Source organism: Pseudomonas sp. NPDC087185 (genome assembly GCF_044744955.1).
Taxonomy (GTDB): domain Bacteria; phylum Pseudomonadota; class Gammaproteobacteria; order Pseudomonadales; family Pseudomonadaceae; genus Aquipseudomonas.
This window is the reverse complement of the sequence record NZ_JBIUZK010000001.1, coordinates 230,384-256,111: the sequence shown is the minus strand read 5'-3', so window position 1 is coordinate 256,111 and position 25,728 is coordinate 230,384. Positions and strand designations below refer to the sequence as shown.

22 protein-coding genes are annotated in these 25,728 nt (G+C 62.4%); 16 read left to right on the top strand and 6 right to left on the bottom strand.

Going from position 1 to position 25,728, the window contains the following annotated elements:
* Positions 1-46 precede the first annotated feature (46 nt).
* The 6 genes from ACIPIJ_RS01125 to ACIPIJ_RS01100 all read left to right on the top strand — a co-directional run bounded on the left by ACIPIJ_RS01125 (position 47) and on the right by ACIPIJ_RS01100 (position 6,581).
* Positions 47-907: a PHP domain-containing protein gene (locus ACIPIJ_RS01125; RefSeq protein ID WP_401071916.1), complete on the top strand. Its 861-nt coding sequence runs from the start codon at positions 47-49 to the stop codon at positions 905-907.
* A gap of 13 nt (positions 908-920) precedes the next feature.
* Positions 921-1,550 carry an L-threonylcarbamoyladenylate synthase gene (locus ACIPIJ_RS01120; RefSeq protein ID WP_401071914.1) on the top strand — a complete coding sequence of 210 codons (630 nt, stop codon included), beginning with the start codon at positions 921-923 and terminating at the stop codon, positions 1,548-1,550.
* 125 nt (positions 1,551-1,675) lie between these two features.
* Positions 1,676-2,401, top strand: a complete 726-nt coding sequence (locus ACIPIJ_RS01115; protein WP_401073386.1) for a segregation and condensation protein A — start codon at positions 1,676-1,678, stop codon at positions 2,399-2,401.
* On the top strand, positions 2,388-3,158 hold the full coding sequence (gene scpB / locus ACIPIJ_RS01110; protein ID WP_401071912.1) for an SMC-Scp complex subunit ScpB: 771 nt from the start codon (positions 2,388-2,390) through the stop codon (positions 3,156-3,158). The genes ACIPIJ_RS01115 and scpB overlap by 14 nt, the downstream gene beginning before the upstream one ends.
* A gap of 186 nt (positions 3,159-3,344) precedes the next feature.
* Positions 3,345-4,409: a 23S rRNA pseudouridine(2605) synthase RluB gene (gene rluB / locus ACIPIJ_RS01105; RefSeq protein ID WP_401071910.1), complete on the top strand. Its 1,065-nt coding sequence runs from the start codon at positions 3,345-3,347 to the stop codon at positions 4,407-4,409.
* Between the two features lie 750 nt (positions 4,410-5,159).
* Positions 5,160-6,581 (top strand): amino acid permease, encoded by a 1,422-nt coding sequence (locus ACIPIJ_RS01100; RefSeq protein ID WP_401071908.1) that lies wholly within the window; start codon positions 5,160-5,162, stop codon positions 6,579-6,581.
* 117 nt (positions 6,582-6,698) lie between these two features.
* Here the strand turns inward: ACIPIJ_RS01100 and ACIPIJ_RS01095 are convergent, their stop codons facing one another.
* Complete coding sequence (locus ACIPIJ_RS01095) at positions 6,699-7,583, bottom strand: LysR substrate-binding domain-containing protein (protein ID WP_401071906.1); 885 nt, start codon at positions 7,581-7,583, stop codon at positions 6,699-6,701.
* A 153-nt stretch (positions 7,584-7,736) separates the two neighbouring features.
* Here ACIPIJ_RS01095 and ACIPIJ_RS01090 point away from each other — a divergent pair, with 153 nt between their 5' ends.
* The gene (locus ACIPIJ_RS01090; protein WP_401071904.1) at positions 7,737-10,757 is read left to right on the top strand and encodes an FAD-binding and (Fe-S)-binding domain-containing protein; all 3,021 of its coding nucleotides are present in this window, start codon (positions 7,737-7,739) and stop codon (positions 10,755-10,757) included.
* 59 nt (positions 10,758-10,816) lie between these two features.
* Here ACIPIJ_RS01090 and ACIPIJ_RS01085 read toward each other — a convergent pair whose 3' ends face one another.
* The 4 genes from ACIPIJ_RS01085 to phhA all read right to left on the bottom strand — a co-directional run bounded on the left by ACIPIJ_RS01085 (position 10,817) and on the right by phhA (position 13,833).
* Positions 10,817-12,019, bottom strand: a complete 1,203-nt coding sequence (locus tag ACIPIJ_RS01085) for an MFS transporter (RefSeq protein ID WP_401071902.1) — start codon at positions 12,017-12,019, stop codon at positions 10,817-10,819.
* A gap of 295 nt (positions 12,020-12,314) precedes the next feature.
* Positions 12,315-12,440: a hypothetical protein gene (locus tag ACIPIJ_RS01080; protein ID WP_256215917.1), complete on the bottom strand. Its 126-nt coding sequence runs from the start codon at positions 12,438-12,440 to the stop codon at positions 12,315-12,317.
* A 209-nt stretch (positions 12,441-12,649) separates the two neighbouring features.
* Positions 12,650-13,006: a 4a-hydroxytetrahydrobiopterin dehydratase gene (locus ACIPIJ_RS01075; protein WP_008096719.1), complete on the bottom strand. Its 357-nt coding sequence runs from the start codon at positions 13,004-13,006 to the stop codon at positions 12,650-12,652.
* A 38-nt stretch (positions 13,007-13,044) separates the two neighbouring features.
* Positions 13,045-13,833, bottom strand: coding sequence for a phenylalanine 4-monooxygenase (gene phhA, locus ACIPIJ_RS01070; RefSeq protein ID WP_401071900.1), 789 nt, complete (start codon positions 13,831-13,833; stop codon positions 13,045-13,047).
* Between the two features lie 254 nt (positions 13,834-14,087).
* On the opposite strand from phhA, the gene ACIPIJ_RS01065 reads away from it, so the two are divergent.
* Positions 14,088-15,647, top strand: coding sequence for a sigma-54-dependent transcriptional regulator (locus ACIPIJ_RS01065; protein ID WP_401071898.1), 1,560 nt, complete (start codon positions 14,088-14,090; stop codon positions 15,645-15,647).
* A gap of 48 nt (positions 15,648-15,695) precedes the next feature.
* On the opposite strand, the gene ACIPIJ_RS01060 is transcribed toward ACIPIJ_RS01065, so the two are convergent.
* The gene (locus ACIPIJ_RS01060; RefSeq protein WP_054903343.1) at positions 15,696-15,950 is read right to left on the bottom strand and encodes a DUF2790 domain-containing protein; all 255 of its coding nucleotides are present in this window, start codon (positions 15,948-15,950) and stop codon (positions 15,696-15,698) included.
* A gap of 426 nt (positions 15,951-16,376) precedes the next feature.
* On the opposite strand from ACIPIJ_RS01060, the gene acs reads away from it, so the two are divergent.
* The 8 genes from acs (at position 16,377) to aruF (ending at position 25,676) form a co-directional block, all read left to right on the top strand.
* The gene (gene acs / locus ACIPIJ_RS01055) at positions 16,377-18,338 is read left to right on the top strand and encodes an acetate--CoA ligase (protein WP_401071896.1); all 1,962 of its coding nucleotides are present in this window, start codon (positions 16,377-16,379) and stop codon (positions 18,336-18,338) included.
* A gap of 498 nt (positions 18,339-18,836) precedes the next feature.
* Positions 18,837-19,622: an ABC transporter substrate-binding protein gene (locus tag ACIPIJ_RS01050; protein ID WP_401071894.1), complete on the top strand. Its 786-nt coding sequence runs from the start codon at positions 18,837-18,839 to the stop codon at positions 19,620-19,622.
* A gap of 88 nt (positions 19,623-19,710) precedes the next feature.
* Positions 19,711-20,400 carry an ABC transporter permease gene (locus ACIPIJ_RS01045; protein WP_400795245.1) on the top strand — a complete coding sequence of 230 codons (690 nt, stop codon included), beginning with the start codon at positions 19,711-19,713 and terminating at the stop codon, positions 20,398-20,400.
* Positions 20,397-21,095: an ABC transporter permease gene (locus ACIPIJ_RS01040; RefSeq protein WP_401071892.1), complete on the top strand. Its 699-nt coding sequence runs from the start codon at positions 20,397-20,399 to the stop codon at positions 21,093-21,095. Before ACIPIJ_RS01045 ends, ACIPIJ_RS01040 begins: the two co-directional genes overlap by 4 nt.
* Before the next feature lie 22 nt (positions 21,096-21,117).
* Positions 21,118-21,882 carry an ABC transporter ATP-binding protein gene (locus tag ACIPIJ_RS01035; protein WP_401071890.1) on the top strand — a complete coding sequence of 255 codons (765 nt, stop codon included), beginning with the start codon at positions 21,118-21,120 and terminating at the stop codon, positions 21,880-21,882.
* 99 nt (positions 21,883-21,981) lie between these two features.
* Positions 21,982-22,962 carry a transcriptional regulator ArgR gene (gene argR, locus ACIPIJ_RS01030; protein ID WP_401071888.1) on the top strand — a complete coding sequence of 327 codons (981 nt, stop codon included), beginning with the start codon at positions 21,982-21,984 and terminating at the stop codon, positions 22,960-22,962.
* A 331-nt stretch (positions 22,963-23,293) separates the two neighbouring features.
* On the top strand, positions 23,294-24,514 hold the full coding sequence (locus ACIPIJ_RS01025; RefSeq protein WP_401071886.1) for an aspartate aminotransferase family protein: 1,221 nt from the start codon (positions 23,294-23,296) through the stop codon (positions 24,512-24,514).
* A 142-nt stretch (positions 24,515-24,656) separates the two neighbouring features.
* On the top strand, positions 24,657-25,676 hold the full coding sequence (gene aruF / locus ACIPIJ_RS01020; RefSeq protein ID WP_401071884.1) for an arginine/ornithine succinyltransferase subunit alpha: 1,020 nt from the start codon (positions 24,657-24,659) through the stop codon (positions 25,674-25,676).
* Positions 25,677-25,728: the final 52 nt, after the last annotated feature.

The window sequence follows — 25,728 nt, the reverse complement described above, 5'->3', positions numbered from 1 at the left end:
GTGACGGCATAATAACAAACATCGATTCCAGCGGTAGCGCTCCTCCATGAATGTTGATCTGCACTGTCACAGCACGGCCTCCGACGGCGCCCTGTCGCCTACGGTCCTGGTCGCCCGGGCCCATGAGCATGGGGTGCAGACCTTGGCACTGACCGACCATGACACCCTCGAAGGCCTGGCCGAGGCCCGCCAGGCCTGCGCTGAGCGCGGTATGCGCTGGGTCAGCGGGGTGGAGCTGTCGTGCACCTGGGGCGGCGCGACCATCCACGTGCTGGGCTATGATTTCCCGCTGGATGCGCCGCCGCTGCTCGAAGCGATCGAATCGCTGCACCGGGGCCGCTGGCTGCGCGCCGAGGAAATCGACAAACGGCTGGCGGCCAAAGGCATGCCCGGCACCCTCGACGGTGCCCGCGCCGTGCAGCAGGAACTTGGCGACAGCGGCAACGCCCCGGCGCGCCCTCACTTTGCCGAATACCTGGTGCGTGCCGGGCACGTCAAAGACCGCGGTGAAGCCTTTCGCAAGTGGCTGGGCGCCGGCAAGCTGGGCGACGTCAAACTGCACTGGCCGACCCTGGAGGAAACCGTTGCCACCTTGCGCCAGTCCAACGCCTGGGTGAGCCTGGCGCATCCGATGCATTACGATCTGACCCGCAGCAAGCGCAGACGGCTGATTGCCAACTATATTGAGGCAGGCGGGCAGGCACTTGAAGTGGTCAATGGGATGATGCCGGCAGAGCAGGTGGGCACTATGTCCATCCTCACCCGTGAGTTCGGCCTGCTGGCAAGCGCTGGCAGCGATTTCCACGGCCCCGGCACCTGGGGCGAGATCGGTGCCTACCGGCCATTGCCTGAGGATCTGCCACCTCTGTGGCGTCGATTCAGCCATGAACAGCCTATGGCGATATGAACAGGACGATTTCGTGAGCCAATTTTTCCAGATTCATGCGGAAAACCCGCAAGCGCGCCTGATCAAACAGGCCGTAGAAATCATTCGCAAGGGCGGTGTGGTGGTGTACCCCACTGACTCGGCCTACGCGTTGGGTTGCCAGATTGGTGACAAGAACGCCATTGAACGGGTGCGCCGTCTGCGCCAGCTGGACAAACAACACAATTTCACCCTGCTGTGCTGCGACTTGTCGCAGATGGGGCTGTTCGCCAAGATCGATACCTCTACCTTCCGCCTGCTCAAGGCGCACATTCCCGGGCCCTATACCTTCATCCTCAACGCCACCCGTGAGGTGCCGCGGTTGCTGATGCACGAGAAACGCCGCACCATCGGCCTGCGCGTGCCGTCCAACCCGATCGTGCTGGCCTTGCTCGAAGAGCTGGGCGAGCCGTTGATGAGCGTGAGCCTTATCCTGCCTGGTGATGAAGAGCCCATGACGGACCCGTACGAGATCCGTCAACGCCTGGAGCACCATGTCGACCTGATCATCGATGGCGGCTTCGGTGACCTCAAGGCCTCCACCATCATCGACCTGACCGGCGATGAGCCTGCCTTGATCCGAGAGGGCTGCGGCGACCCTTCGCCGTTTCTGGCCAACGCGTGAGCCAGGTAGAAACCCCTGAAGTACCGGTTGTCGATGCCGAGTCGCCTCAGCAATTGCAGTTGGCCCTGGTTTACGGCGAAGCCCTGACCGAGATGCCGGTGGACCTTTACATTCCGCCGGACGCCCTGGAAGTCATTCTGGAAGCCTTCGAAGGCCCGCTCGACCTGCTGCTGTACCTGATCCGCAAGCAGAACATCGATATCCTCGACATTCCCGTGGCGGAAATCACCCGCCAGTACATGGGTTACGTCGAGTTGATGAAGAGCGTGCGCCTGGAGTTGGCCGCCGAATACCTGGTCATGGCCGCCATGCTTGCCGAGATCAAGTCACGCATGCTGTTGCCGCGCTCGGCCGACATCGAGGAAGAGGAAGGCGACCCGCGTGCCGAGCTGATCCGCCGGTTGCAGGAGTACGAGCGCTTCAAGGCCGCCGCCGAGGGCATCGAGGCTCTACCGCGGGTGGGTCGTGATGTCGTCGTGCCGCGCCTGGAGGCGCCGCAGGCCAAGGTGCGCAAGCTGTTGCCCCAGGTCAGCCTGGAAGAACTGCTGGTGTCCATGGCCGAAGTGATGCGCCGCAACGACTTGTTCGAAAGCCACCAGATCACCCGCGAGACTCTGTCCACCCGCGAGCGCATGAGCGACGTGCTGGAGCGCCTCAAGGGCGGCGGCTTCGTGCCCTTCGTCGAACTGTTCACGGCCGAGGAGGGCAAGCTGGGCGTGGTGGTGACTTTCATGGCGATTCTGGAGCTTGTGAAGGAGTCGCTGATCGAACTGGTGCAGAATGAGCCTTTCGCCGCGATCCATGTCCGGGTGCGAGCCGAGCCTGTCGAAGAATTTGATGAATCTGAATGAACCCCGCGACCTGGCGTCGCTGATCGAGGCGTTTTTGCTCGCTTCGGGTAAACCGCAAACCCTCGAACGCCTGTACGAGCTGTTCGAGGAGGCCGAGCGCCCCGAGCCGAAAGTCTTCAAGAAGGCCCTGGAAGTGCTCGGCAAGTCCTGCGCTGGCCGTGCCTTCGAGTTGAAGGAGGTGGCCAGCGGCTACCGCCTGCAGATACGCGAGAATTTCGCCCCTTGGGTGGGCCGCCTGTGGGAAGAGCGCCCGCAGCGCTATTCCCGTGCGCTGCTCGAAACCATGGCCTTGATTGCCTACCGTCAGCCGATCACCCGAGGCGAGATCGAGGATGTACGCGGTGTGGCGGTCAACAGCAACATCATCAAGACCCTGATGGAGCGCGAGTGGATTCGCGTGGTCGGCCACCGCGAGGTGCCCGGGCGGCCCGCGATGTTCGCCACCACCAAGGCGTTTCTCGACCATTTCAACCTGAAGAGCCTGGACGAGCTGCCGGCATTGGCCGAGCTGCGTGAAATGGAACCGGAGCCGCTGCTGGACCCGGACGATGCCCCGGTGCCGGCGCATTTGCAGGCGTTGGCCGATGCCAGCCTGGGTGAAGGGGAGGAGGCCGCCGAACCCAAGGAGGAGACCAGTTTCCGCAGCCTGCTGGTCGAGTTGGACCAAATGGAAGAGGGGTTGAAGACCGACTTTGAAGACCTTCGCGAGGAAGAACCGGAGGCGTCGGTGGAGGAAGAGGGTAAGCTGCAGCCCTGATTGCTCTGTTGCCTGTGCCGGCCAGCGCTGGCGACTCAAGCACCACCTGGCAGAAAACCCTCCCCATCCCCACAAAACCCTCTACGCTGCAGTGCGTTCATTCCCTGAACCGCGTATGATGCGCGGCCTTTTGGCGCGTTCGTCGCCAGAAACCTGTTTTTCATTCCTACACCGGGAGGTGCCCAGATGAGTGAGCAAGACCTGCAAAGTACCGAAATTACCCCGCCAGCCGGCGAAAAGCTGCAGAAAGTGCTGGCACGTATCGGCGTGGGTTCGCGCCGTGACGTCGAAGCCTGGATCAGCCAGGGCCGCATCAAGGTCAACGGCGTCGCCGCGACCCTCGGCCTGCGCGTCGACCTGCACGATGCCATCACCGTCGATGGCAAGCTGATCAAGCGTGAAGAGGCTGCTGAAGCCACGCGCCGGGTGATCATGTACAACAAGCCCGACGGCGAGATCTGCACCCGTGACGACCCGGAAGGCCGCCCGACCGTGTTCGACCGCCTGCCGCGTCCGAAGGAAGGCCGCTGGATCAACATCGGCCGCCTGGACATCAACACCACCGGCCTGCTGCTGTTCACCACCGACGGTGAGTTGGCCAACCGCCTGATGCACCCCTCCTACGAGATGGACCGCGAATACGCGGTGCGCGTGCGTGGCGAAGTCGACGACGAGATGATCGACCGCCTCAAGGCCGGTGTGATGCTCGAAGACGGCCCGGCCAAGTTCACCGACATCCAGAAGGCGCCGGGTGGCGAAGGCTTCAACCACTGGTACCACTGCGTGGTGATGGAAGGCCGCAACCGTGAGGTGCGTCGCCTGTGGGAATCCCAGGGCATGGTGGTCAGCCGCCTCAAGCGCGTGCGCTTCGGCCCGGTGTTCCTCAACTCCGACCTGCCGATGGGCCGCTGGCGCGAAATGACCCAGGGCGAAATCGACATCCTGGCCGCTGAAGTGGGCCTGCAGCCGGTAGCGCTGCCCGCCATGAACCTCAAGACCAAGGACAAGATGGAGCGCCTGCAGCGCAAGTCGACCCGTCCGATGGGGCGCAGCGAGCGTGTACGCAGCCTGCGCCCGGCGCAAGACGGTGTTGCAGCCGAGCGCCCGGCGCGCCAGCCGCGCGAAGAAGCGCCGCGCAAGGGTAGCCGTGGCAGCGCGGTGGCCGAGCGCCCGAGCGAGATGCGCAAGCGCCCGACCAAAGCTGACGGTGACAAGCCGGCAGGCCGTGGCCGCGGCAAGCCGCGTGGCTGATCTGCGGTTGCAGTGATGAAAAACCAGCCTTCGGGCTGGTTTTTTTCCGTCTGAGGTTTGGAGGGTGTGGGCTGAAGGGTTTACGCCGTGTTTTTTCTTGCGCCTTTGAGACTGAGCGCCGCGCCCGGCGCTCGATTTGCACTCCACCGCAAAACGCAAGGCAGGCGACTGGACCACACCCAGCGGACTTGTAACCCAACACCTTGAAGAAAAAGAATTTTTCGGACGACTGGCAAGTTTTCAAACCGGCCTGTAAAGAAATTTATACGAAATAACTCGGCGTCCCTGGCCAGGCTGATTTTACGTAAACAAATCTTGCCAAACCACCCCCAGCATCACCCCGGTCAACCCCGTCCCCCTATTGCCCAAACCCCCGTGCCACGCGGATATTGCGGCCATTGCAGTGTGCAAGAAGCCCGTCCACAGAGCCGGGCAAACAGAACAACAAATGGAGGCGCCATGTACGCCGATCACGCCGCCTTACCAGGCTCCTACCACAGGATCGCTGCGTTTTTCCTCAAGGGAATGACGCAACGCGTTGACGCCTGCGCGCTTGCAGGGGTATACAGTGCGCCGCGTTTTACCTGTGACCCTCTTGCGTACCGCGCACTCTTGCTCACTCCCGGCTAAGCCGCCCTGGCGGCGCCTGTGTCAAGAAACCCAAGGTAACCACCTTGCCCATTCCGCTGCGCCACGAGCGCGGTGGGTCCGATCCCGTCACAGATAAAAACAATGCAGGTGACTTCGTTCATGAGTGAACACAACATGCATTCAGGCGAGCTCAAGCGGGGCCTGAAGAACCGCCATATCCAGTTGATCGCCCTCGGCGGCGCGATTGGTACCGGCCTGTTCCTCGGCTCGGCGGGCGTGATGAAATACGCCGGCCCGTCAATGATCCTTGGCTACGCCATCTGCGGCTTCATCGCCTTCATGATCATGCGCCAGCTCGGCGAGATGATCGTCGAAGAGCCGGTGGCCGGCTCGTTCAGCCACTTTGCCCACAAGTATTGGGGTGGTTTCGCCGGCTTCATGTCGGGCTGGAATTGCTGGGTGCTGTACATCCTGGTGGGCATGTCGGAGCTCACTGCGGTCGGTAAGTACATTCACTACTGGTGGCCGGAGATCCCGACCTGGGTAACGGCTGCAGGCTTCTTCCTGCTGATCAACTTCATCAACCTGATGAACGTCAAAGTGTTCGGCGAGGCCGAGTTCTGGTTCGCCATCATCAAGGTCGCGGCCATCGTTGGCATGATCGGCCTGGGTGCCTACCTGCTGACCAGCGGCAGCGGCGGCCCGGATGCCTCGGTGACCAACCTGTGGACGCATGGCGGCTTCTTCCCGCACGGCGTCAGCGGCCTGGTGATGGCCCTGGCGTTCATCATGTTCTCCTTCGGTGGCCTGGAAATGCTCGGTTTCACCGCCGCCGAGGCCGACAAGCCGAAAACCGTGATCCCCAAGGCGATCAATCAGGTCATCTACCGCATCCTGATCTTCTACATCGGTGCGCTGGTGGTGCTGTTGTCGCTGACCCCGTGGGACAACCTGGTCGCCAGCATCGACGCCTCCGGCGGCAGCTACGGCAGCAGCCCGTTCGTGCAGGTGTTCTCCCTGCTGGGCAGCGATGTGGCCGCCCACCTGCTGAACTTCGTGGTGTTGACTGCGGCGCTGTCGGTGTACAACAGCGGCACCTACTGCAACGCCCGCATGCTGCTAGGCATGGCCGAGCAAGGTGATGCTCCGGCGGCCCTGGCCAAGGTCGACAAGCGCGGTGTACCGGTGCGTTCGATCCTGGTGTCGGCGGCCGTAACCGTGATTGCGGTGCTGCTCAACTACTTCATGCCGCACGATGCACTGGAGTTGCTGATGTCGCTGGTAGTGGCGACCCTGGTGATCAACTGGGCGATGATCAGCTACTCGCACCTGAAGTTCCGCCAGCACCTCGACCGCACGGGCCAGAAGCCGCTGTTCAAGGCGCTGTGGTACCCCTATGGCAACTACATCTGCCTGGCATTCGTGGTGCTGATTCTGGGCATCATGCTGCAGATCGACGGCATCAAGGTATCGGTGTATGCGATGCCGATCTGGGTGCTGGCGATGTTCGTCTTCTACCTGATCAAGCCCAAGCGCCGGGCGCAGGCCAACAGCACTGCTGCCGGCACTGTGGCCAAGTAACCGCTGCAGGTGGCATGTGAAACCCGATGTCAGGTGACTGGCATCGGGTTTTTTGTTGCCTGGCCGGGCCCTTTCGCGGGTAAGCCCGCGAACAGGGGGGCATTGGCAACGCTGGGTTCAGATCTGTTCCAGCAACCAGCTGCGAAACGCCCGTAACGAAGGCAGCGCCTCGTTTCTCGGCGGATAGATCAGGTAATAACTGCGCTGGCTGGCAAACGCCGCCCCCGGGCTGAACAGTTCACCCTTGGCCAGCTCTTCCTCCACCAATATCCGCGGCACCAGGCCGATGCCGATGCCGGCACGCACCGCCTGGATCAGGTGCGAGGTCAATTCGAAGCTCGGCCCCAGGCGCATCGACCGGTGCGGCAGGCCATGGTGCGAGAACCATTCACCCCACGCGTGCGGGTTGTTGGCGACATTGAGCAACACCTCGGCGCTGATCCGTGCCGGGTCCCAGCCCTGTGCATCGCCACCGGCTTCTGGCGGGAGAATGACCACCAACTCCTCGGCATGCAGCCGATGGCATATCAACCCCTGCAGGTCATGGCTGGCGACACCGATGGCGGCATCGATCTCGCTGGTGTCGAAGTTGATTGCTTCGATCCGCGAATGAATGTGCACCAACATTCCCGGGTGGGCGCTGTAGAAGGCGTGCAGGCGCGGCAGCAGCCACTTCGAGCCAAAGGTTGGCAAGGTCGCCAGGCGCAAGGTGCCGACGCCGGACTGATAGGCCAGGGCCTGCAAGGTGGCACTGCGGATGCGCCCCAGGGCCTCACTGAGCTCGCGCTGGTACAGCCGGCCGACATCGGTAAGCTGCACCTGGCGGCCTTCGCGGCGGAACAGGGTCAGGCCCAATTGCTGTTCCAGCGCCTGCACCTGGCGGCTGATCGCACTTTGCGTCAGCGACAGCTCGGCGGCGGCGCGGGTGTAGCTTTCATGCCGGGCGGCGGCCTCGAAAGCCAGCAGCAGCGACATGGACGGTGTCAGGTGGCGGTAATTCATTCATAAAAGTCATTGATAGCGGCAGGATTATCCGTTTGCCCCTGAAGCGAAACTACAGGAACATTGGCCCATGCGTCATCCCTGCATGCCTCGACCCATGCCGAGATGGCAGGATTTCCGTGAATTAGCCCCCAATCAAGAGGCCATCCTTCGATGATCGCCCAGCTGCCGACCCTTGCGCCGACCGCCAACTACCCCGAATTCCTCGAAGCCCTGCGCAACAGCGGCTTCCGTGGCCAGATCAGTGCCGATTACGGCACTCGTACGGTGCTGGCCACCGATAACTCGATCTACCAGCGCCTGCCCCAGGCGGCGGTGTTCCCGATGGATGCCGACGACGTGGCGCGGGTCGCCAAGCTGATGGGCGAGGTGCGCTTCGAGCAGGTCAAGTTGACCCCGCGCGGCGGCGGCACCGGCACCAACGGGCAGTCGCTGACCGATGGCGTCGTCGTCGACCTGTCGCGGCACATGAATACCATCCTCGAAATCAATGTCGAGGAACGTTGGGTGCGAGTGCAGGCCGGTGTGGTCAAGGACCAGCTCAATGCGGCGCTCAAGCCCCACGGCCTGTTCTTCGCCCCCGAGCTGTCCACCTCCAACCGCGCCACCGTCGGCGGCATGATCAACACCGACGCCAGCGGCCAGGGCAGTTGCACCTATGGCAAGACCCGCGACCATGTGCTGGAGCTGCACAGCGTGCTGCTCGGTGGCGAGCGCCTGCACAGTCTGCCGATCGACGACGCGGCGCTGGCGCAGGCGTGTGCCGCGCCGGGCCGGGTGGGGGAGGTGTACCGCACGGCGCGCGAGATCCAGGAAACCCAGGCTGAGCTGATCGAGGCCACCTTTCCCAAGCTCAACCGTTGCCTGACCGGCTACGACCTGGCGCACTTGCGCGACGCGCAGGGCCGCTTCAACCTCAACAGCGTGCTGTGTGGCGCCGAGGGCTCGCTGGGCTATGTGGTCGAGGCCAAGCTCAACGTGCTGCCCATTCCGAAGTACGCGGTGCTGGTCAACGTGCGCTACACCAGCTTCATGGATGCGCTTCGCGATGCCAATGCATTGATGGCGCACAAGCCACTGTCGATCGAGACGGTGGACTCCAAGGTGCTGATGCTGGCGATGAAGGACATCGTCTGGCACAGCGTCGCCGAATACTTCCCAGCCGACCCCGAGCGCCCGACCCTGGGCATCAACCTGGTGGAGTTCTGCGGCGATGAGCCGGCCGAGGTCAATGCCCGGGTGCAGGCCTTTGTCCAGCACTTGCAAGCGGACACCAGTGTCGAACGCCTGGGCCATACCCTGGCCGAAGGTGCCGAGGCAGTGACCCGTGTCTACGTCATGCGCAAGCGCTCGGTGGGCTTGCTGGGTAACGTCGAGGGCGAAGTGCGCCCACAGCCGTTCGTGGAAGACACTGCAGTGCCGCCGGAGCAACTGGCCGACTACATTGCCGACTTCCGCGCGCTGCTCGACGGCTATGGCCTGGCCTACGGCATGTTCGGCCACGTCGATGCCGGCGTGCTGCACGTGCGCCCGGCCCTGGACATGAAAGACCCGGCCCAGGCCGCGCTGGTCAAGCCGATTTCCGACGCGGTGGCGGCGTTGACCAAGCGCTACGGCGGCCTGCTGTGGGGCGAGCATGGCAAGGGCCTGCGCTCGGAATACGTGCCGGAGTACTTCGGAGCACTTTACCCGGCGCTGCAGCGCCTCAAAGGCGCCTTCGACCCGCGCAACCAGCTCAACCCCGGCAAGATCTGCACCCCGCCAGACAGCGTAGAAGGCCTGACCCAGGTCGATGGCGTGACCCTGCGCGGCGACCTCGACCGCACCATCGATGAACGCGTGTGGCAGGACTTCGGCAGTGCGGTGCACTGCAACGGCAACGGCGCCTGCTACAACTACGACCCCAACGACGCCATGTGCCCGTCGTGGAAGGCCACCCGCGAGCGTCAGCATTCGCCCAAGGGCCGCGCTTCGCTGATGCGCGAATGGCTGCGCCTGCAGGGTGAGGCCAACATCGACGTGCTGGCGGCGGCGCGCAACAAGGTGTCCTGGCTCAAAGGCCTGCCGGCGCGGTTGCGCAACAACCGTGCACGCAGCCAGGGCCAGGAGGACTTTTCCCATGAGGTCTATGACGCCATGGCCGGCTGTCTGGCGTGCAAGTCCTGCGCGGGCCAGTGCCCGATCAAGGTCAACGTGCCGGACTTCCGCTCGCGCTTCCTCGAGTTGTACCACGGCCGCTACCAGCGCCCGATGCGTGATTACCTGATTGGCTCGCTGGAATTCACCATCCCGTACCTGGCCCACGCGCCGGGGCTGTACAACGCGGTGATGGGCTCGAAATGGGTGAGCAAGCTTTTGGCGGACCAAGTCGGTATGGTCGACAGCCCGCTGCTCAGCCGCTTCAACTTCCAGTCCACCTTGACCCGCTGCCGGGTGGGTGTGGCCAGCGTGCCGGCGTTGCGTGAGCTGACCCCGGCCCAGCGCGAGCGCAGCATCGTGCTGGTGCAGGATGCTTTCACCCGTTACTTCGAGACGCCGCTGTTGGCCGCGTTCATCGAGCTGGCGCATCGCCTCGGCCACCGCGTGTTCCTGGCGCCTTACAGCGCCAACGGCAAGCCATTGCATGTGCAGGGCTTCCTCGGTGCTTTCGCCAAGGCTGCGATTCGCAACGCGACCCAGCTCAAGGCCTTGGCTGACTGCGGTGTGCCGTTGGTGGGGCTGGACCCGGCGATGACCCTGGTGTACCGCCAGGAGTATCAGAAGGTGCCAGGCCTGGAGGATTGCCCGAAGGTACTGCTGCCGCAGGAATGGCTGATGGACGTGCTGCCTGAGCAGGCGCCGACCGCGCCCGGCAACTTCCGCCTGATGGCGCACTGCACCGAAAAGACCAACGTGCCGGCCAGTACCCGCCAGTGGGAGCAGGTGTTTGCGCGCTTGGGCCTGAAACTGGTGACCGAAGCCACAGGCTGCTGTGGCATGTCGGGTACCTACGGGCATGAGGCGCGCAACCAGGACACGTCGCGGACCATCTTCGAGCAATCGTGGGCGACCAAGCTGGACAAGGAAGGCGAGGCGTTGGCGACCGGGTATTCGTGCCGTAGCCAGGTCAAACGCATGACCGAGCGGCAGTTGCGCCACCCGCTGGAGGTGGTGCTACAGCACGCGCACCGGTAAAGCTGTGCGGGCCTCTTCGCGGGTAGACCCGCGAAGAGGCCCGTTCAGGCGCTGGATGATCAGGCCTCCTGCACCTGCTTTCGGCCATGTCGCGCCTGCCGGTAAAGGTACAGGCTCAGCACCAGCCCGCAGCACGAAGCCGCCGCGGCAAACAGAAACATCGAAGCAAACCCGAACCCCGATGCCACCGCACCCACCAGCGGCCCGGTTATCCCCAGCGACAGGTCGATGAACAGCGAATACGCACCCACCGCCGCCCCACGGTTGGCCGCCGAAACCTGGTTCACCGCTTCCACTCCCAGCGCTGGGAACACCAGCGAGAAGCCGAAGCCACTCAGTGCCGCCCCAGCCAACGCCAGCTCGGCGCTGGGCGCCAGCCACAGCATCAGCAGGCCAAGGGTTTCGACCAACAGGCAGGCAATTGCCACGCGAAACCCGCCAATCCGGTTGATCAGGTTGCCGAACAGCAGTCGCGCACTGATGAAGCTCGCGCCGAACAGGCTCAGCGTAAGCGCCGCATTGGGCCAGTCACGGCTGGCGTAGTAGAGGGTGATGAAGGTGGCGATGGTGCCAAAACCGATCGACCCCAACGCCAGCCCCGACCCATGTGGGAACACTTTGCCTAGCACTCGCATGAACGGCAGGCGCACACCACTGACAATCGGCGCGGCGCGTTTCGGCCAGGCCAGCAGCAGGCCGAGCACGCACAGCAGCAGGATACTCACGCCCATGCTCCACAGCCCCAGTTGCTTGACCATCAGCACGCCCAGCGGCGCACCGATAGCCAGTGCGCCGTAGCTGGCAATGCCGTTCCAGGAGATGACCTTGGCCGTATTCTCGGCGCCGACCCGGCCGATCCCCCAGCCGATCGAACCGGAGCCCACCAGGCTCTCGGCGCTGCCCAGCACCAGGCGGCCGACCAGCAGGCAGGCCAGGCTCAGCCATGGCAGGTGGGTGAGGAACGCGCAGGCGAGCATGAACACACCGCTCAGGCCGCAGCCGGCGAGGCCGTACATGACCGCTTTCTTGCTGCCCAGGTTATCGATGATGCGGCTGGCCGTGGGGCGGCTGAGCAGGGTCGCCAGGTACTGCACGCTGATCACCAAGCCGGCGATGACGGTGCTGAAGCCCAGGTCGTTGTGCACATAGCCAGGCAGCACGGCCAGAGGGATGCCGATGTTCAGGTAGCCGATGAAGGTGAACAGGACGATGGAGACGACTTGCGCGGTAATCGCATGGGAAGAGGTGGGCTGTTGTGGCATTCGGGGAATCCCTGGAAGCGATGATGCTGAATCGATAAGCGGCCCATCTTAACCACACCTGCCCGCCCTGTGTATGAAGCCTTGCGTAGAGCGGCCGTGGATGGCGAGTGCCGTCTGCATCTGGCATGGCGCTGCCACTCCTGGGCAAAAATGCCAGTCTGTGCGCAGAGGTTGGAGGCGAGTCTTGGCGGGGGAGTACCGGAATGCGGCAGGAATCAGACTAAACGGTGTGAAAACGTGATGAAGGCGGTAGTCCGCAGGTCAGCCGTTTTCACACAGTCGCAGGGGTGCGCGGTTATTCCTGGTCAGCGCTGGATTGATCGTCGCCATCCTCGACGGCAGGCGTCGGTTCGGAGTGGGCAGCAACGGTTTGCTCTTCTGGGTTCAGGCTTGGGAAGGGAAGATTCGGGATTTCGTGCATCTCGTCGTCCTCGCAAGTGTGAGTGAAAAGACTGCGCCAGGCGCGTTCGGAGCTTCGCAAAGCTGGGGCAGGATACACAAGTCTGGATGACAGTTTGGTTTTTTTCCCGGTCGCTTGTCGGTTTTGCGGGCGGATACCGGACATTTTTCGTAGAAAAAACAGGGCCGCCGTGCGCCATCGGGTGGTGCACAGCGGCCCTGTTAGCCGGCTTACTTACGCCCTTCGGCTGTCTCGGCCACCTTGTCGGTGCGCGCGCACATGATGAAGTCGTTGCGGTGCAGGCCTTTGATCGAGTGGCTCCACCAGGTCACGGTGACTTTGCCCCATTCGGTCAGCAGGCCTGGGTGATGGCCTTCGGCTTCAGCGATTTCGCCCACAGCGTTGGTGAAGGCCAGGGCGTGCTTGAAGTTCTTGAACAGGAAGACGCGCTCCAGCTCCATGTGGCCGTCGCGTACTTCGATGTTCCAGTCCGGGATCTCGCGGATCAGTTCGGCCAGCTCGTCGTCGGTAACTTTCGGCGCATCGGCGCGGCAGGCTTCGCAATGGGCTTGGTTCAAGGCATTCATGGGTTGTTTTCCGCTTCGAGTTGTTGTCGCAAGGCCGCTCAGGCGGCGACCTTGGGTGGAAATTTCGGTGCATGCAGCCCCAGCTGCATGGCGTGCTGGACCATGCCCATGATGTCTTCGTGGGCAAGGTCGAACAGGCGCTTGAGGTTCGGCAGCACGAAATAGAGCGGCTGCAGAATGTCGATGCGGTAGGGGGTGCGCATGGCCTCGACCGGGTCGAAGGCCTGGTGCTCCGGCTCGCTCGACAGACTGTAGACGGTCTCCTTCGGCGACGAGAGGATGCCACCGCCATAGATCTTGCAGCCTTGCGGGGTCTCCATCAGGCCGAACTCGATGGTCATCCAGTACAGCCGCGCCAGGTACACGCGCTGTTCCTTGGTCGCGGCCAGGCCCAGCTTGCCGTACGTGTGGGTGAATTCGGCGAACCAAGGGTTGGTCAGCAGCGGGCAGTGGCCGAAGATTTCGTGGAAAATGTCCGGTTCCTGCAGGTAATCCAGTTCTTCCGGCGTACGGATGAACGTGGCGACCGGGAAGCGCTTGCTGGCCAGCAGCTCGAAGAAGGTCTGGAAGGGGATCAGCGCCGGTACGCGGGCAACTTGCCAGCCGGTGGTGGCGCCCAGCACCTTGTTGACCTCACCCAGTTGCGGGATGCGATCGTGGGGCAGCTTGAGCTGCTGGATGCCGTCGAGGTATTCCTGGCACGCACGGCCTTCAATCACTTTCAGCTGGCGGGTAATCAGCGTGTTCCACACCGCATGCTCTTGCTGCGGGTAGTCGATAAAACCGTGCGCATCGGGCTCGCGTGCCACGTACTGCGTCTGTTTCATGTGGCTCTCCTGGTGAGGGCTTTCTTGTTATGTCCACGACATACCTAAGGAATATCCCTTCGTCAGCCGAATTGCACGGGCTGCTTTGCGTCTTCAACCGGCTTTGTGAAGTGTTTTTGTAACGATAATTTTACAAATTGCCGTGCATCGCGGAAAATTCGCCGTAGCAGGCTGGCGCTCAGAAGATTTTCGTCAGCTTTTCTTTACGACTTTTCCGGGCTGAGTTGCAAAACTTCGCCGCTTCGAGAGCTTCCATGCGTATCAAAGTGCATTGCCAAAACCGCATCGGCATTCTTCGCGACATCCTCAACCTGCTGGTGGAGTACGGTATCAACGTACTGCGTGGCGAGGTGGGTGGCGACCATGGCAATGCCATCTACCTGCATTGCCCGAACCTGATCAATTTGCAGTTCCAGGCGTTACGCCCCAAGTTCGAGTCGATCGCCGGTGTGTTCGGGGTCAAGCGCGTTGGCCTGATGCCCAGCGAACGGCGGCACATGGAGCTGAACGCGCTGTTGGGTGCGTTGGATTTCCCGGTGCTGTCGGTCGACATGGGCGGCAGCATCGTTGCCGCCAACCGTACTGCGGCGCAGTTGCTCGGCGTGCGCGTCGACGAGGTGCCGGGCATGCCGTTGGCGCGTTATGTCGAGGACTTCGACCTGCCGGAATTGGTGCGCTCGAACAAATCGCGAATCAATGGCCTGCGCGTCAAGGTCAAAGGTGATGTGTTCCTTGCCGATATCGCGCCGTTGCAGTCCGAGCACGATGACAGCGAGGCGTTGGCTGGCGCCGTACTGACCCTGCACCGCGCCGACCGAATCGGCGAGCGCATCTACAACGTGCGCAAGCAGGAGCTGCGCGGTTTCGACAGCATTTTCCAGAGCTCGCGGGTCATGGCGGCGGTGGTGAGGGAGGCGCGGCGCATGGCGCCACTGGATGCGCCGTTGCTGATCGAAGGCGAGACCGGTACCGGCAAGGAGTTGCTGGCCCGTGCCTGCCACCTGGCCAGCCCGCGCGGCCAGGCGCCCCTGATGGCGCTCAACTGTGCCGGCCTGCCGGAATCCATGGCTGAAACCGAGCTGTTCGGTTACGGCCCGGGCGCATTCGAGGGCGCACGCGCCGAGGGCAAGCTGGGGCTGTTGGAGCTGACTGCCGGCGGCACGCTGTTCCTTGACGGGGTAGGGGAGATGAGCCCGCGCCTGCAGGTGAAACTGTTGCGCTTTTTGCAGGATGGTTGCTTCCGCCGTGTAGGCAGCGATGAAGAGGTATACCTCGATGTGCGGGTGATCTGCGCGACCCAGGTGGACCTTTCCGAACTCTGCGCACGTGGCGAGTTTCGCCAGGACCTGTACCACCGCCTCAATGTGCTGTCGTTGCACATTCCGCCGTTGCGCGAATGCATGGATGGCCTGGACGGGCTGGTGCAGCACTTCCTCGACCAGGCCAGCCGGCAGATTGGGTGTGCCTTGCCACGCCTGGCGCCGGCGGCGATGGAAAAACTGGCGCACTATCATTGGCCGGGCAATGTACGGCAACTGGAAAACGTGCTGTTCCAGGCCGTTTCACTGTGTGAAGGCGGGGTAGTGAAGAGCGAACATGTCCGCTTGCCGGATTATGGCGTGCGGCAACCGCTGGGGGAGTTTTCGCTGGACGGGGATCTTTCAGAGATTGTCGGACGATTTGAAAAGGCGGTCTTGGAAAGTTTGATGGCTGAATACCCCAGTAGTCGAGCATTGGGTAAACGCCTGGGCGTATCACATACAACTATTGCCAACAAATTAAGAGATTATTCGCTTGGGAAGTCGGCGGAATAGTTGTATCGCGAAAGGGCCCCGCAGGGGCCCTGTTCCGTCGAAAAAACTTCAGCCGTTGGAGCAGCCGTTACCCATCACACGGTATTCGAGAATGTGCTTCTGGCCCTTGGAGTCCTCGTAGGTCATGCGGGCGGGCACTACTTCGCAGACGTTGGGTACTTCGCTCATGGAGATGACGCGGGCGATGTCCAGGTGCTGCGAGTAACTGTACTGTTCAACCGGAATCTGCTCGACATCGTTTGCCTCGCCGGCCATCGCCGCGCTGCAAAGACCGCCAAGTACCAATACCAGTAAAGCTTTCATTTTCTATTTACCTGTCTAAGGTCGTGAGGGGGCGCGCGGCGCTTGTGGCGCCGCGAAGATAGCCAAGTTTTCAACTATCGGATTAGCGTGCGATTAACAGGTTGCCTTCGTGGGGGCTGTTACTAATGCCAGTGGTTAATCGCATTGCCGTTGCTGGCGAGGTGAATCTTATGCCTCGGTAATTAAGGGAAACAGATGGCGTTTTGATAAAGTTTTTTCGCCTTTTGACAGAATCTGTAACAATCCACCGGCAAGATCCCTCGTTTTTTCCCCTTGCCGGGCTGCCGGCTGCGGCCTAGAGCCTTCCCCGTAGATCACGGCTGGCGCACCCTGTCGCGTTACTACCATCGTCGTATGGCTTTTGCCGCTCTGGTACAGTTACAAACGGTTCCATACAAAAACAACTATTACACCGAGGTAACACAGATGAGTGCGGCTCCACTGTATCCCGTTCGTCCCGAGGTTGCGGCCACTACCCTGACCGACGAGGCCACCTACAAGGCCATGTACCAGCAATCGGTGATCAACCCGGACGGCTTCTGGCGCGAGCAGGCCCAGCGGCTTGACTGGATCAAGCCTTTCACCAAGGTCAAGCAGACTTCCTTCGACGACCATCATGTCGATATCAAGTGGTTTGCCGACGGCACTCTGAACGTTTCTTCCAACTGCCTGGACCGCCACCTTGAGCAGCGCGGCGACCAGCTGGCAATCATCTGGGAGGGCGACGACCCTTCCGAACACCGCAACATCACCTACCGCGAGCTGCACGAGCAGGTCTGCAAGTTCGCCAACGCCTTGCGCGGCCAGGACGTGCACCGGGGTGATGTGGTGACTATCTATATGCCGATGATCCCGGAAGCCGTGGTAGCCATGCTGGCCTGTGCCCGCATCGGTGCCATTCACTCGGTGGTATTCGGTGGTTTCTCGCCGGAAGCGCTGGCCGGGCGCATCATCGACTGCAAGTCCAAGGTGGTGATCACCGCCGACGAAGGCGTGCGCGGCGGCCGTCGCACGCCGCTCAAGGCCAACGTCGACCTGGCGCTGACCAACCCGGAAACCAACAGCGTGCAGAAGATCATCGTGTGCAAGCGCACCGGTGGCGACATCGCCTGGCACCAGCACCGCGACATTTGGTACGAAGACCTGATGAAGGTCGCGTCCAGCCATTGTGCGCCCAAGGAAATGGGCGCTGAGGAAGCGCTGTTCATCCTTTATACCTCCGGCTCCACTGGCAAGCCCAAGGGCGTGTTGCACACCACCGGCGGCTACCTGGTGTACGCCGCGCTCACCCACGAGCGCGTGTTCGACTACCGCCCTGGCGAAGTCTACTGGTGCACCGCCGACGTCGGCTGGGTCACTGGCCACAGCTACATCGTCTACGGCCCGCTGGCCAATGGCGCGACCACCCTGCTGTTCGAGGGCGTGCCGAACTACCCGGACATCACCCGGGTGTCGAAGATCGTCGACAAGCACAAGGTCAACATCCTCTACACCGCGCCAACCGCCATCCGCGCGATGATGGCCGAAGGCGAAGCCGCAGTGGCCGGCGCCGACGGTTCCAGCCTGCGTTTGCTTGGTTCGGTGGGTGAGCCGATCAACCCGGAAGCCTGGAACTGGTACTACAAGACCGTGGGCAAGGAGCGTTGCCCGATCGTCGACACCTGGTGGCAGACCGAGACCGGCGGCATCCTGATCAGTCCGCTGCCGGGGGCCACCGGCCTCAAGCCGGGTTCGGCGACCCGCCCGTTCTTCGGGGTGGTGCCGGCGCTGGTGGATAACCTGGGCAACCTGATCGATGGCGCTGCCGAGGGCAACCTGGTGATCCTCGACTCCTGGCCGGGCCAGTCGCGTTCGCTGTATGGTGACCACGACCGCTTCGTCGATACCTACTTCAAGACCTTCCGTGGCATGTACTTCACCGGTGACGGCGCGCGCCGCGACGAGGATGGCTACTACTGGATCACCGGCCGGGTGGATGACGTGCTCAACGTGTCCGGCCACCGCATGGGCACCGCCGAGATCGAAAGCGCGATGGTTGCCCACGCCAAGGTGGCCGAGGCTGCGGTGGTGGGTGTGCCGCATGACCTGAAGGGGCAGGGCATCTATGTCTATGTCACCCTCAATGCTGGCGTGGAGTCCAGCGAGCAGCTGCGCCTGGAGCTGAAGAACTGGGTGCGCAAGGAGATTGGCCCGATCGCCTCGCCGGATGTGATCCAGTGGGCGCCGGGCCTGCCAAAGACCCGCTCGGGCAAGATCATGCGGCGCATCCTGCGCAAGATCGCCACCGGCGAGTACGATGCGCTGGGTGATATCTCCACCCTGGCCGACCCGGGCGTGGTGCAGCACCTGATCGATACCCACAAGGCGATGAACCTGGCAACGGCTTGATGGCGCCGGGGCTGGCAAGCAGCCCCTGTTGCGAAACCCCGCTTGGGCAACCGGCGGGGTTTTTGCTTTACTGTTACTCGACATTCATCGGTAACTCTTCTGTCACCGTTCTTGCCCAGGAACGGGGCGCAGGGAAACAGCCCGGTCTCATTTCGGTGCGGATTTGCGCGCATTTGTTGCGGGGCCTCACGCTACACTTGCCGTCGTACAAGGCTTTGCCAATAATAGGCCCAGTAATTGCTTTGCTTATAGGTTATTTTTCTTGAGCTCTTGCATGTTTTGCAAAAGCTGTCAACATCGCCCGCCGCGATTTCAAGCGCTTCTATAAGTAGTTGTCGCTTTGAAGAAATATCGACTACCGGGCTGTCGTTAAAATGCCACTCACTCGCTCGTGGTCTGCGACCTTGGTCGAACCCTGCGCGGCTCGCGCTGTACCCATTCGCATAGCGGGCAGTTGTTACCCTGCCTCGTATTGCCCCGTACCGATGGAGTTACCTGATGAAGAAGCTCGCACTGCTTGGCGCCCTGGCGCTGTCCGTGTTTTCCCTGGTGTCGCAGGCCGACGAAAAACCGCTGAAAATCGGTATCGAAGCCGCTTACCCACCCTTCGCCTTCAAGCAGCCTGATGGCAGCATCGCTGGTTTCGACTACGACATCGGCAACGCCCTGTGCGAAGAGATGAAAGCCAAGTGCACCTGGGTCGAGCAAGAGTTCGATGGCCTGATCCCGGCGCTGAAAGTGCGCAAGATCGACGCCATCCTCTCGTCCATGTCGATCACCGACGACCGCAAGAAATCGGTCGACTTCACCAAGCGTTACTACCTGACCCCAGCTCGCCTGGTCATGAAGGAAGGCACCGCGGTGAGCGACAGCCTGGCTGAACTCAAAGGCAAGAAGATCGGTGTGCAGCGCGGCTCGATCCACGACCGCTTCGCCAAGGAAGTGCTGGCCCCGCAAGGCGCTACCGTCGTGCCATACGGTACCCAGAACGAAATCTACCTGGACGTCTCTGCTGGCCGTCTGGACGGCACCGTGGCCGACGCTACCCTGCTCGAAGACGGTTTCCTGAAAACCGACGCCGGCAAGGGCTTCGCCTTCGTTGGCCCTTCGTTCACCGACGTGAAGTACTTCGGTGACGGCGTCGGCATCGCCGTGCGCAAGGGCGACAAGGCCAACGCCGACCGTATCAACGCCGCCATCGACGCCATCCGCGCCAACGGCAAGTACAAGCAAATTGAAGCGAAGTACTTCAACTTTGACATCTACGGTCCAGACTCGAAGTAAGACGTCGAGTTTCACCTGTGCAATGGTGCAAACAGCAGAGGCTCTGAGGTTTGCACCATTTTTCATTCTCTAGGTCGAGGACCTCATCATGTTGAAAGGCTACGGGGCAGTCATCCTCGACGGGGCGTGGCTGACGCTGCAGCTCGCCTTGTCGTCGATGGCCCTGGCCATCGTGCTCGGCCTGATTGGCGTGGCGCTGCGCTTGTCGCCGGTGCGCTGGCTGGCCTGGTTGGGTGACATGTATTCCACCGTGATCCGTGGGATTCCGGATCTGGTGCTGATCCTGCTGATTTTCTATGGCGGCCAGGACATCATCAACCGAGTGGCGCCGCTGCTCGGCTACGACGACTACATCGACTTGAACCCGCTGGTTGCCGGTATCGGCACGCTGGGCTTCATCTTTGGCGCGTATCTGTCGGAGACATTCCGCGGCGCCTTTCTGGGGATTCCCAAGGGCCAGGCCGAAGCCGGCGTGGCCTATGGCATGAGCAACCGTCAGGTGTTCTTCCGCATCCAGGTGCCGCAGATGATCCGCCTGGCGATCCCGGGCTTCACCAACAACTGGTTGGTGCTGACCAAAGCCACCGCGCTGATCTCGGTGGTCGGCCTGCAGGACATGATGTTCAAGGCCAAGCAGGCGGCAGATGCCACTCGCGAACCCTTTACCTTCTTCCTGGCGGTGGCGGCGTTGTACCTGGTGTTGACCAGTGTCTCGCTGCTGGCCCTGAAGTATCTCGAGAAGCGCTACTCGGTGGGCGTCAAGGTGGCTGAACTATGATCTTCGACTACAACGTCGTCTGGGAGGCCATGCCGCTGTACCTCGGCGGCCTGCTGACCACCCTCAAGCTGCTGGCGATATCGCTGTTCTTCGGCCTGTTGGCGGCTGTTCCGCTGGGCCTGATGCGCGTGTCCAAGCAGCCGGTGGTCAACCTCACGGCCTGGCTCTACACCTATGTGATCCGCGGCACGCCGATGCTGGTGCAGCTGTTCCTGATCTACTACGGCCTCGCGCAGTTCGAGGCCGTGCGCGAGAGTATCTTCTGGCCGTTGCTGTCCAGCGCCACCTTTTGTGCCTGCCTGGCGTTCGGCGTCAACACCAGTGCCTACACCGCCGAAATCATCGCCGGCAGCCTCAAGGCCACGCCCCATGGCGAGATTGAGGCGGCCAAGGCCATGGGCATGTCGCGCATGAAGATGTACCGCCGCATCCTGCTGCCGTCGGCCCTGCGCCGGGCGCTGCCGCAATACAGCAACGAAGTGATCATGATGCTGCAGACCACCAGCCTGGCGTCGATCGTGACCCTGATCGACATCACCGGTGCCGCACGCACGGTCAATGCCCAGTACTACCTGCCTTTCGAGGCCTACATCACGGCGGGCGTGTTCTATCTGTGCCTGACCTTCATCCTGGTGCGCCTGTTCAAGATGGCCGAACGCCGCTGGCTCGGCTACCTGGCGCCGCGCAAGCACTGAACGCTCTGTGAGAACCGACAGCATGTACAAACTCGAAGTCCAAGACCTGCACAAGCGCTACGGCAGCCATGAAGTGCTCAAGGGTGTGTCCCTGGCGGCCAAGGCAGGCGATGTGATCAGCATCATCGGCTCCAGCGGCTCGGGCAAGTCGACCTTCCTGCGCTGCATCAACCTGCTGGAGCAGCCGCACGCCGGCAAGATCCTGCTCAACAATGAAGAGCTCAAGCTGGTCGCCGGCAAGGACGGCGCGCTCAAGGCCGCCGACCCGCGCCAGCTGCAGCGCATGCGCTCGCGCCTGTCGATGGTCTTCCAGCACTTCAACCTGTGGTCGCACATGACCGCGCTGGAGAACATCATCGAGGCGCCGGTGCACGTACTGGGCGTCAGCAAGAAGGAAGCCCTGGAAAAGGCCGAGCACTACCTGGCCAAGGTGGGTGTGGCGCACCGCAAGGACGCCTTCCCCGGGCACATGTCCGGTGGTGAGCAACAACGTGTGGCAATTGCCCGGGCGCTGGCCATGGAGCCTGAGGTTATGCTGTTCGACGAACCGACCTCGGCGCTCGACCCTGAGCTGGTCGGTGATGTGCTCAAGGTGATGCAGGCCCTGGCCCAGGAAGGCCGGACCATGGTGGTGGTGACGCACGAGATGGGCTTTGCCCGCGAGGTGTCCAACCAGCTGGTGTTCCTGCACAAGGGCTTGGTCGAAGAAACCGGCTGCCCGCGCGAGGTGCTGGCCAGCCCGCAATCGGAACGGCTCAAGCAGTTTCTCTCCGGCAGCCTGAAGTAAAGGCTGCACCTTTGCACCAGAATAGGGCATGCTGCGCAGCGAGCGCAGCCTGACCCGGCGCCACAGACTCGAACGACCTCAGGTTTCGGACCTCTCCCTATGACCACCCAGCGAATCGGTTTTCTCATCTGGCCAAGCACCAAGCCGCTTACCCTGGCGCTGGCGGAAGACGTATTGCAGGTGGCGCAGCGGGTGCATCCTGATGTGTCCTACGAGCTGACTTTCCTGCAGGCCGAACCTGCCGAGGAGGGCGCCTGGCGTTTGCCGGGCGAGCCTTGGAACGGTCGGCTCGAGGGTTACCACAAGCTGTTTTTGCTGGCGGACGAACTGCCACAGGCGGTGGGGTCTTCCCTGTCGACGGCACTCAAGCAGCTGGCGCGCAGCGGTTGCATGATCGGCGGGTTGTCCGCCGGCGTGTACCCACTGGCCATGCTCGGCCTGCTCGACGGCTACCGCGCCGCAGTGCATTGGCGCTGGCAGGACGATTTTGCCGAGCGCTTCCCCAAGGTCATCGCCACCAGTCACCTGTTCGACTGGGACCGTGATCGCCTGACCGCCTGTGGCGGCATGGCCGTGACCGACCTGTTGCTGGCGGTGCTGGCGCGCGATCATGGTGCTGAACTTGCCGGTGCGGTGTCCGAGGAGTTGGTGGTCGAGCGCATTCGCGAAGGGGGGGAGCGTCAGCGCATTCCCTTGCAGAATCGCCTGGGTTCCAGCCATCCGAAGCTGACCCAGGCAGTGCTGCTGATGGAAGCCAACATCGAAGAGCCGCTGACCACCGACGAAATCGCTCAGCATGTGTGTGTGTCGCGCCGGCAGTTGGAGCGCATTTTCAAGCAGTACCTCAATCGGGTGCCGAGCCAGTACTACCTCGAGTTGCGACTGAACAAGGCGCGGCAGATGCTGATGCAGACCAGCAAGTCGATCATCCAGATCGGGTTGTCCTGCGGGTTCTCTTCGGGGCCGCATTTCTCCAGTGCGTACCGCAATTTCTTTGGCGCAACGCCGCGGGAAGACCGCAACCAGCGGCGCAGCAGCAGCCCGTTCGAGTTGAGTTCGGCGCCTGCCGAAAAGGGCTGAATTCTTCGCGGGCTGCTCTGGCCTCATCGCCGGCAAGCCGGCTCCCACAAATGACCGAGCGCCGCAGCTTTTTGTGGCAGCCGGCTTGCCGGCGATGAGGCTGCTGCAGTCGAACTTCTTTCATATGTGAACACCCGTTCACCCAGTCCCTCTCTGCCGTTACACTGCGCGATTGCGACAGTGTTTGTCGCATTGCCGAAAGCCCGGCTGAAACTGGGTTTTGCGCTGTAACAAGTTGTCGCTTGGCCGCAAGGACAGGCGCTGATCAGTCCTTACAATCCCCCCCATCGCTCGCCAATTCCAGGCCAGCGTTCCTCTTCAGGAGACTCAGATGTCCGTTGAGCAAGCCCCGGTGCAACGTGCCGATTTCGACCAGGTCATGGTCCCTAATTATTCTCCGGCGGCCTTCATTCCTGTGCGAGGCGAGGGCTCCCGCGTCTGGGACCAGTCGGGTCGCGAGCTCATCGACTTTGCCGGCGGCATCGCGGTGAACGCGTTGGGCCATTGCCACCCGGCACTGGTCAAGGCCCTGACCGACCAGGCCAACACCCTCTGGCACGTTTCCAACGTCTTCACCAACGAGCCGGCCCTGCGCCTGGCGCACAAGCTGGTCGACGCCACGTTTGCCGAGCGCGCGTTCTTCTGCAACTCCGGCGCCGAGTCCAACGAGGCCGCTTTCAAGCTGGCCCGTCGCGTCGCCCATGACCGCTTCGGCCCCGAAAAGCACGAAATCATCGCCACCGTGAACAGCTTCCACGGTCGCACCCTGTTCACCGTCAGCGTCGGTGGCCAGCCGAAGTACTCCGACGGTTTCGGCCCGAAGATCACCGGCATCAGCCACGTGCCGTACAACGACCTGGAAGCGTTGAAGGCGCACATTTCCGACAAGACCTGCGCCGTGGTGATCGAGCCGATCCAGGGCGAGAGCGGTGTAGTCCCGGCTGACAAGGCGTACCTGGAAGGCGCGCGCAAGCTGTGCGACGAGCACAATGCCCTGCTGATCTTCGACGAAGTGCAAACCGGTGTCGGCCGTACCGGCTCGCTGTATGCCTACCAGCACTACGGCGTGACCCCGGACATCCTGACCAGCGCCAAGAGCCTGGGCGGTGGTTTCCCGATCGGTGCCATGCTCACCACCAGCGAGATCGCCAAGCACCTGGCCGTCGGCACCCACGGCACCACCTACGGCGGCAACCCGCTGGGCTGTGCCGTCGCCTGCGCCGTGCTGGATGTGATCAATACCCCGGAAACCCTGGCTGGCATCAAGGCCAAGCACGAGCGCTTCAAGGCCCGCCTGGAGCAGATCGGTCAGCAGTACAGCCTGTTCACCCAGGTGCGTGGCGTCGGCCTGCTGATCGGTTGCGTGCTGACCGAAGCCTGGCAGGGCAAGGCCAAGGACGTCCTCAACGCCGCCGAGAAGGAAGGCGTGATGGTGCTGCAGGCCGGCCCGGATGTGGTGCGCTTCGCGCCAAGCCTGGTGGTCGAAGATGCCGACATCGATGAAGGCCTGGACCGCTTCGAGCGTGCTGTGGCCAAACTGACCCAGGCCTGATTCGCCTGCGGTCCTTTCGCTGGCCCTGAGCGGGTCGGCGAAAGCTGAATTCCAGTGCGGGCGCGTGCTTGCAGTGTCAATCGCGCGCCCGCCGTTTTTCCGTGCCGTCGTGAACGGCCAGTTTTTCCAAAGGAGTGACACCATGCTGGTGATGCGCCCCGCGCAAATGGCTGATCTTAATGAAGTGCAGCGCATGGCTGCAGACAGCCCCGTTGGTGTCACCTCGCTGCCGGACGATACCGCCCGCCTGGGCGACAAGATTGCCGCCTCGGAAACCTCGTTCGCCGCTGAAGTCAGCTTCAATGGCGAGGAGAGCTACTTTTTCGTGCTCGAAGACAGCAAGACCGGCAAGCTCGCCGGCTGCTCGGCCATCGTCGCTTCGGCCGGCTACTCCGAGCCGTTCTACAGCTTCCGTAACGAGACGTTCGTACACGCCTCGCGCGAGCTGAAGATCCACAACAAGATCCACGTCTTGTCGCTGTGCCACGACCTCACCGGCAACAGCCTGCTGACCAGTTTCTACGTGCTGCCCGAACTGGTCGAGAGTGGCTGGGCCGAGCTCAATTCGCGTGGCCGCCTGCTGTTCATGGCATCCCACCCTGAGCGCTTCGCCGATTCGGTGGTCACCGAGATCGTCGGCTACAGCGACGAACAGGGCGAGTCGCCGTTCTGGGACGCCATCGGGCGTAACTTCTTCGACCTCAACTACGCCCATGCCGAGCGTCTGTGCGGCCTTAAAAGTCGCACCTTCCTTGCCGAACTGATGCCGCACTACCCGATTTACGTGCCACTGCTGCCGGACGCTGCGCAGGAAGCCATGGGCCAGGTGCATCCACGCGCGCAGATCACGTTCGACATCCTCATGCGCGAAGGCTTCGAGACCGAGCATTACATCGACATCTTCGACGGCGGGCCGACCCTGCATGCCCGTACCTCGGGCATTCGCTCCATCGCCCAGAGCCGGGCAGTGCCGGTCAGGTTGGAGGAGGTACCGCACAAAGGTGGCCGCCCGTACCTGGTGTGCAATGGCCAGCTGCAAGATTACCGCGCGGTGCTGCTGGAACTGGACTGGGTGCCGGGCAAACCGGTCAGCCTCAGTGCCGAGGCCGCCGAAGCGCTGGGTGTGGGCGAGGGCGCCAGTGTGCGCCTGGTCGCGGTCTGAAGCCTGGGAACAGAGAGTTTTGCGGTGGCCGCAGCTGCCGCACAAGGAGATA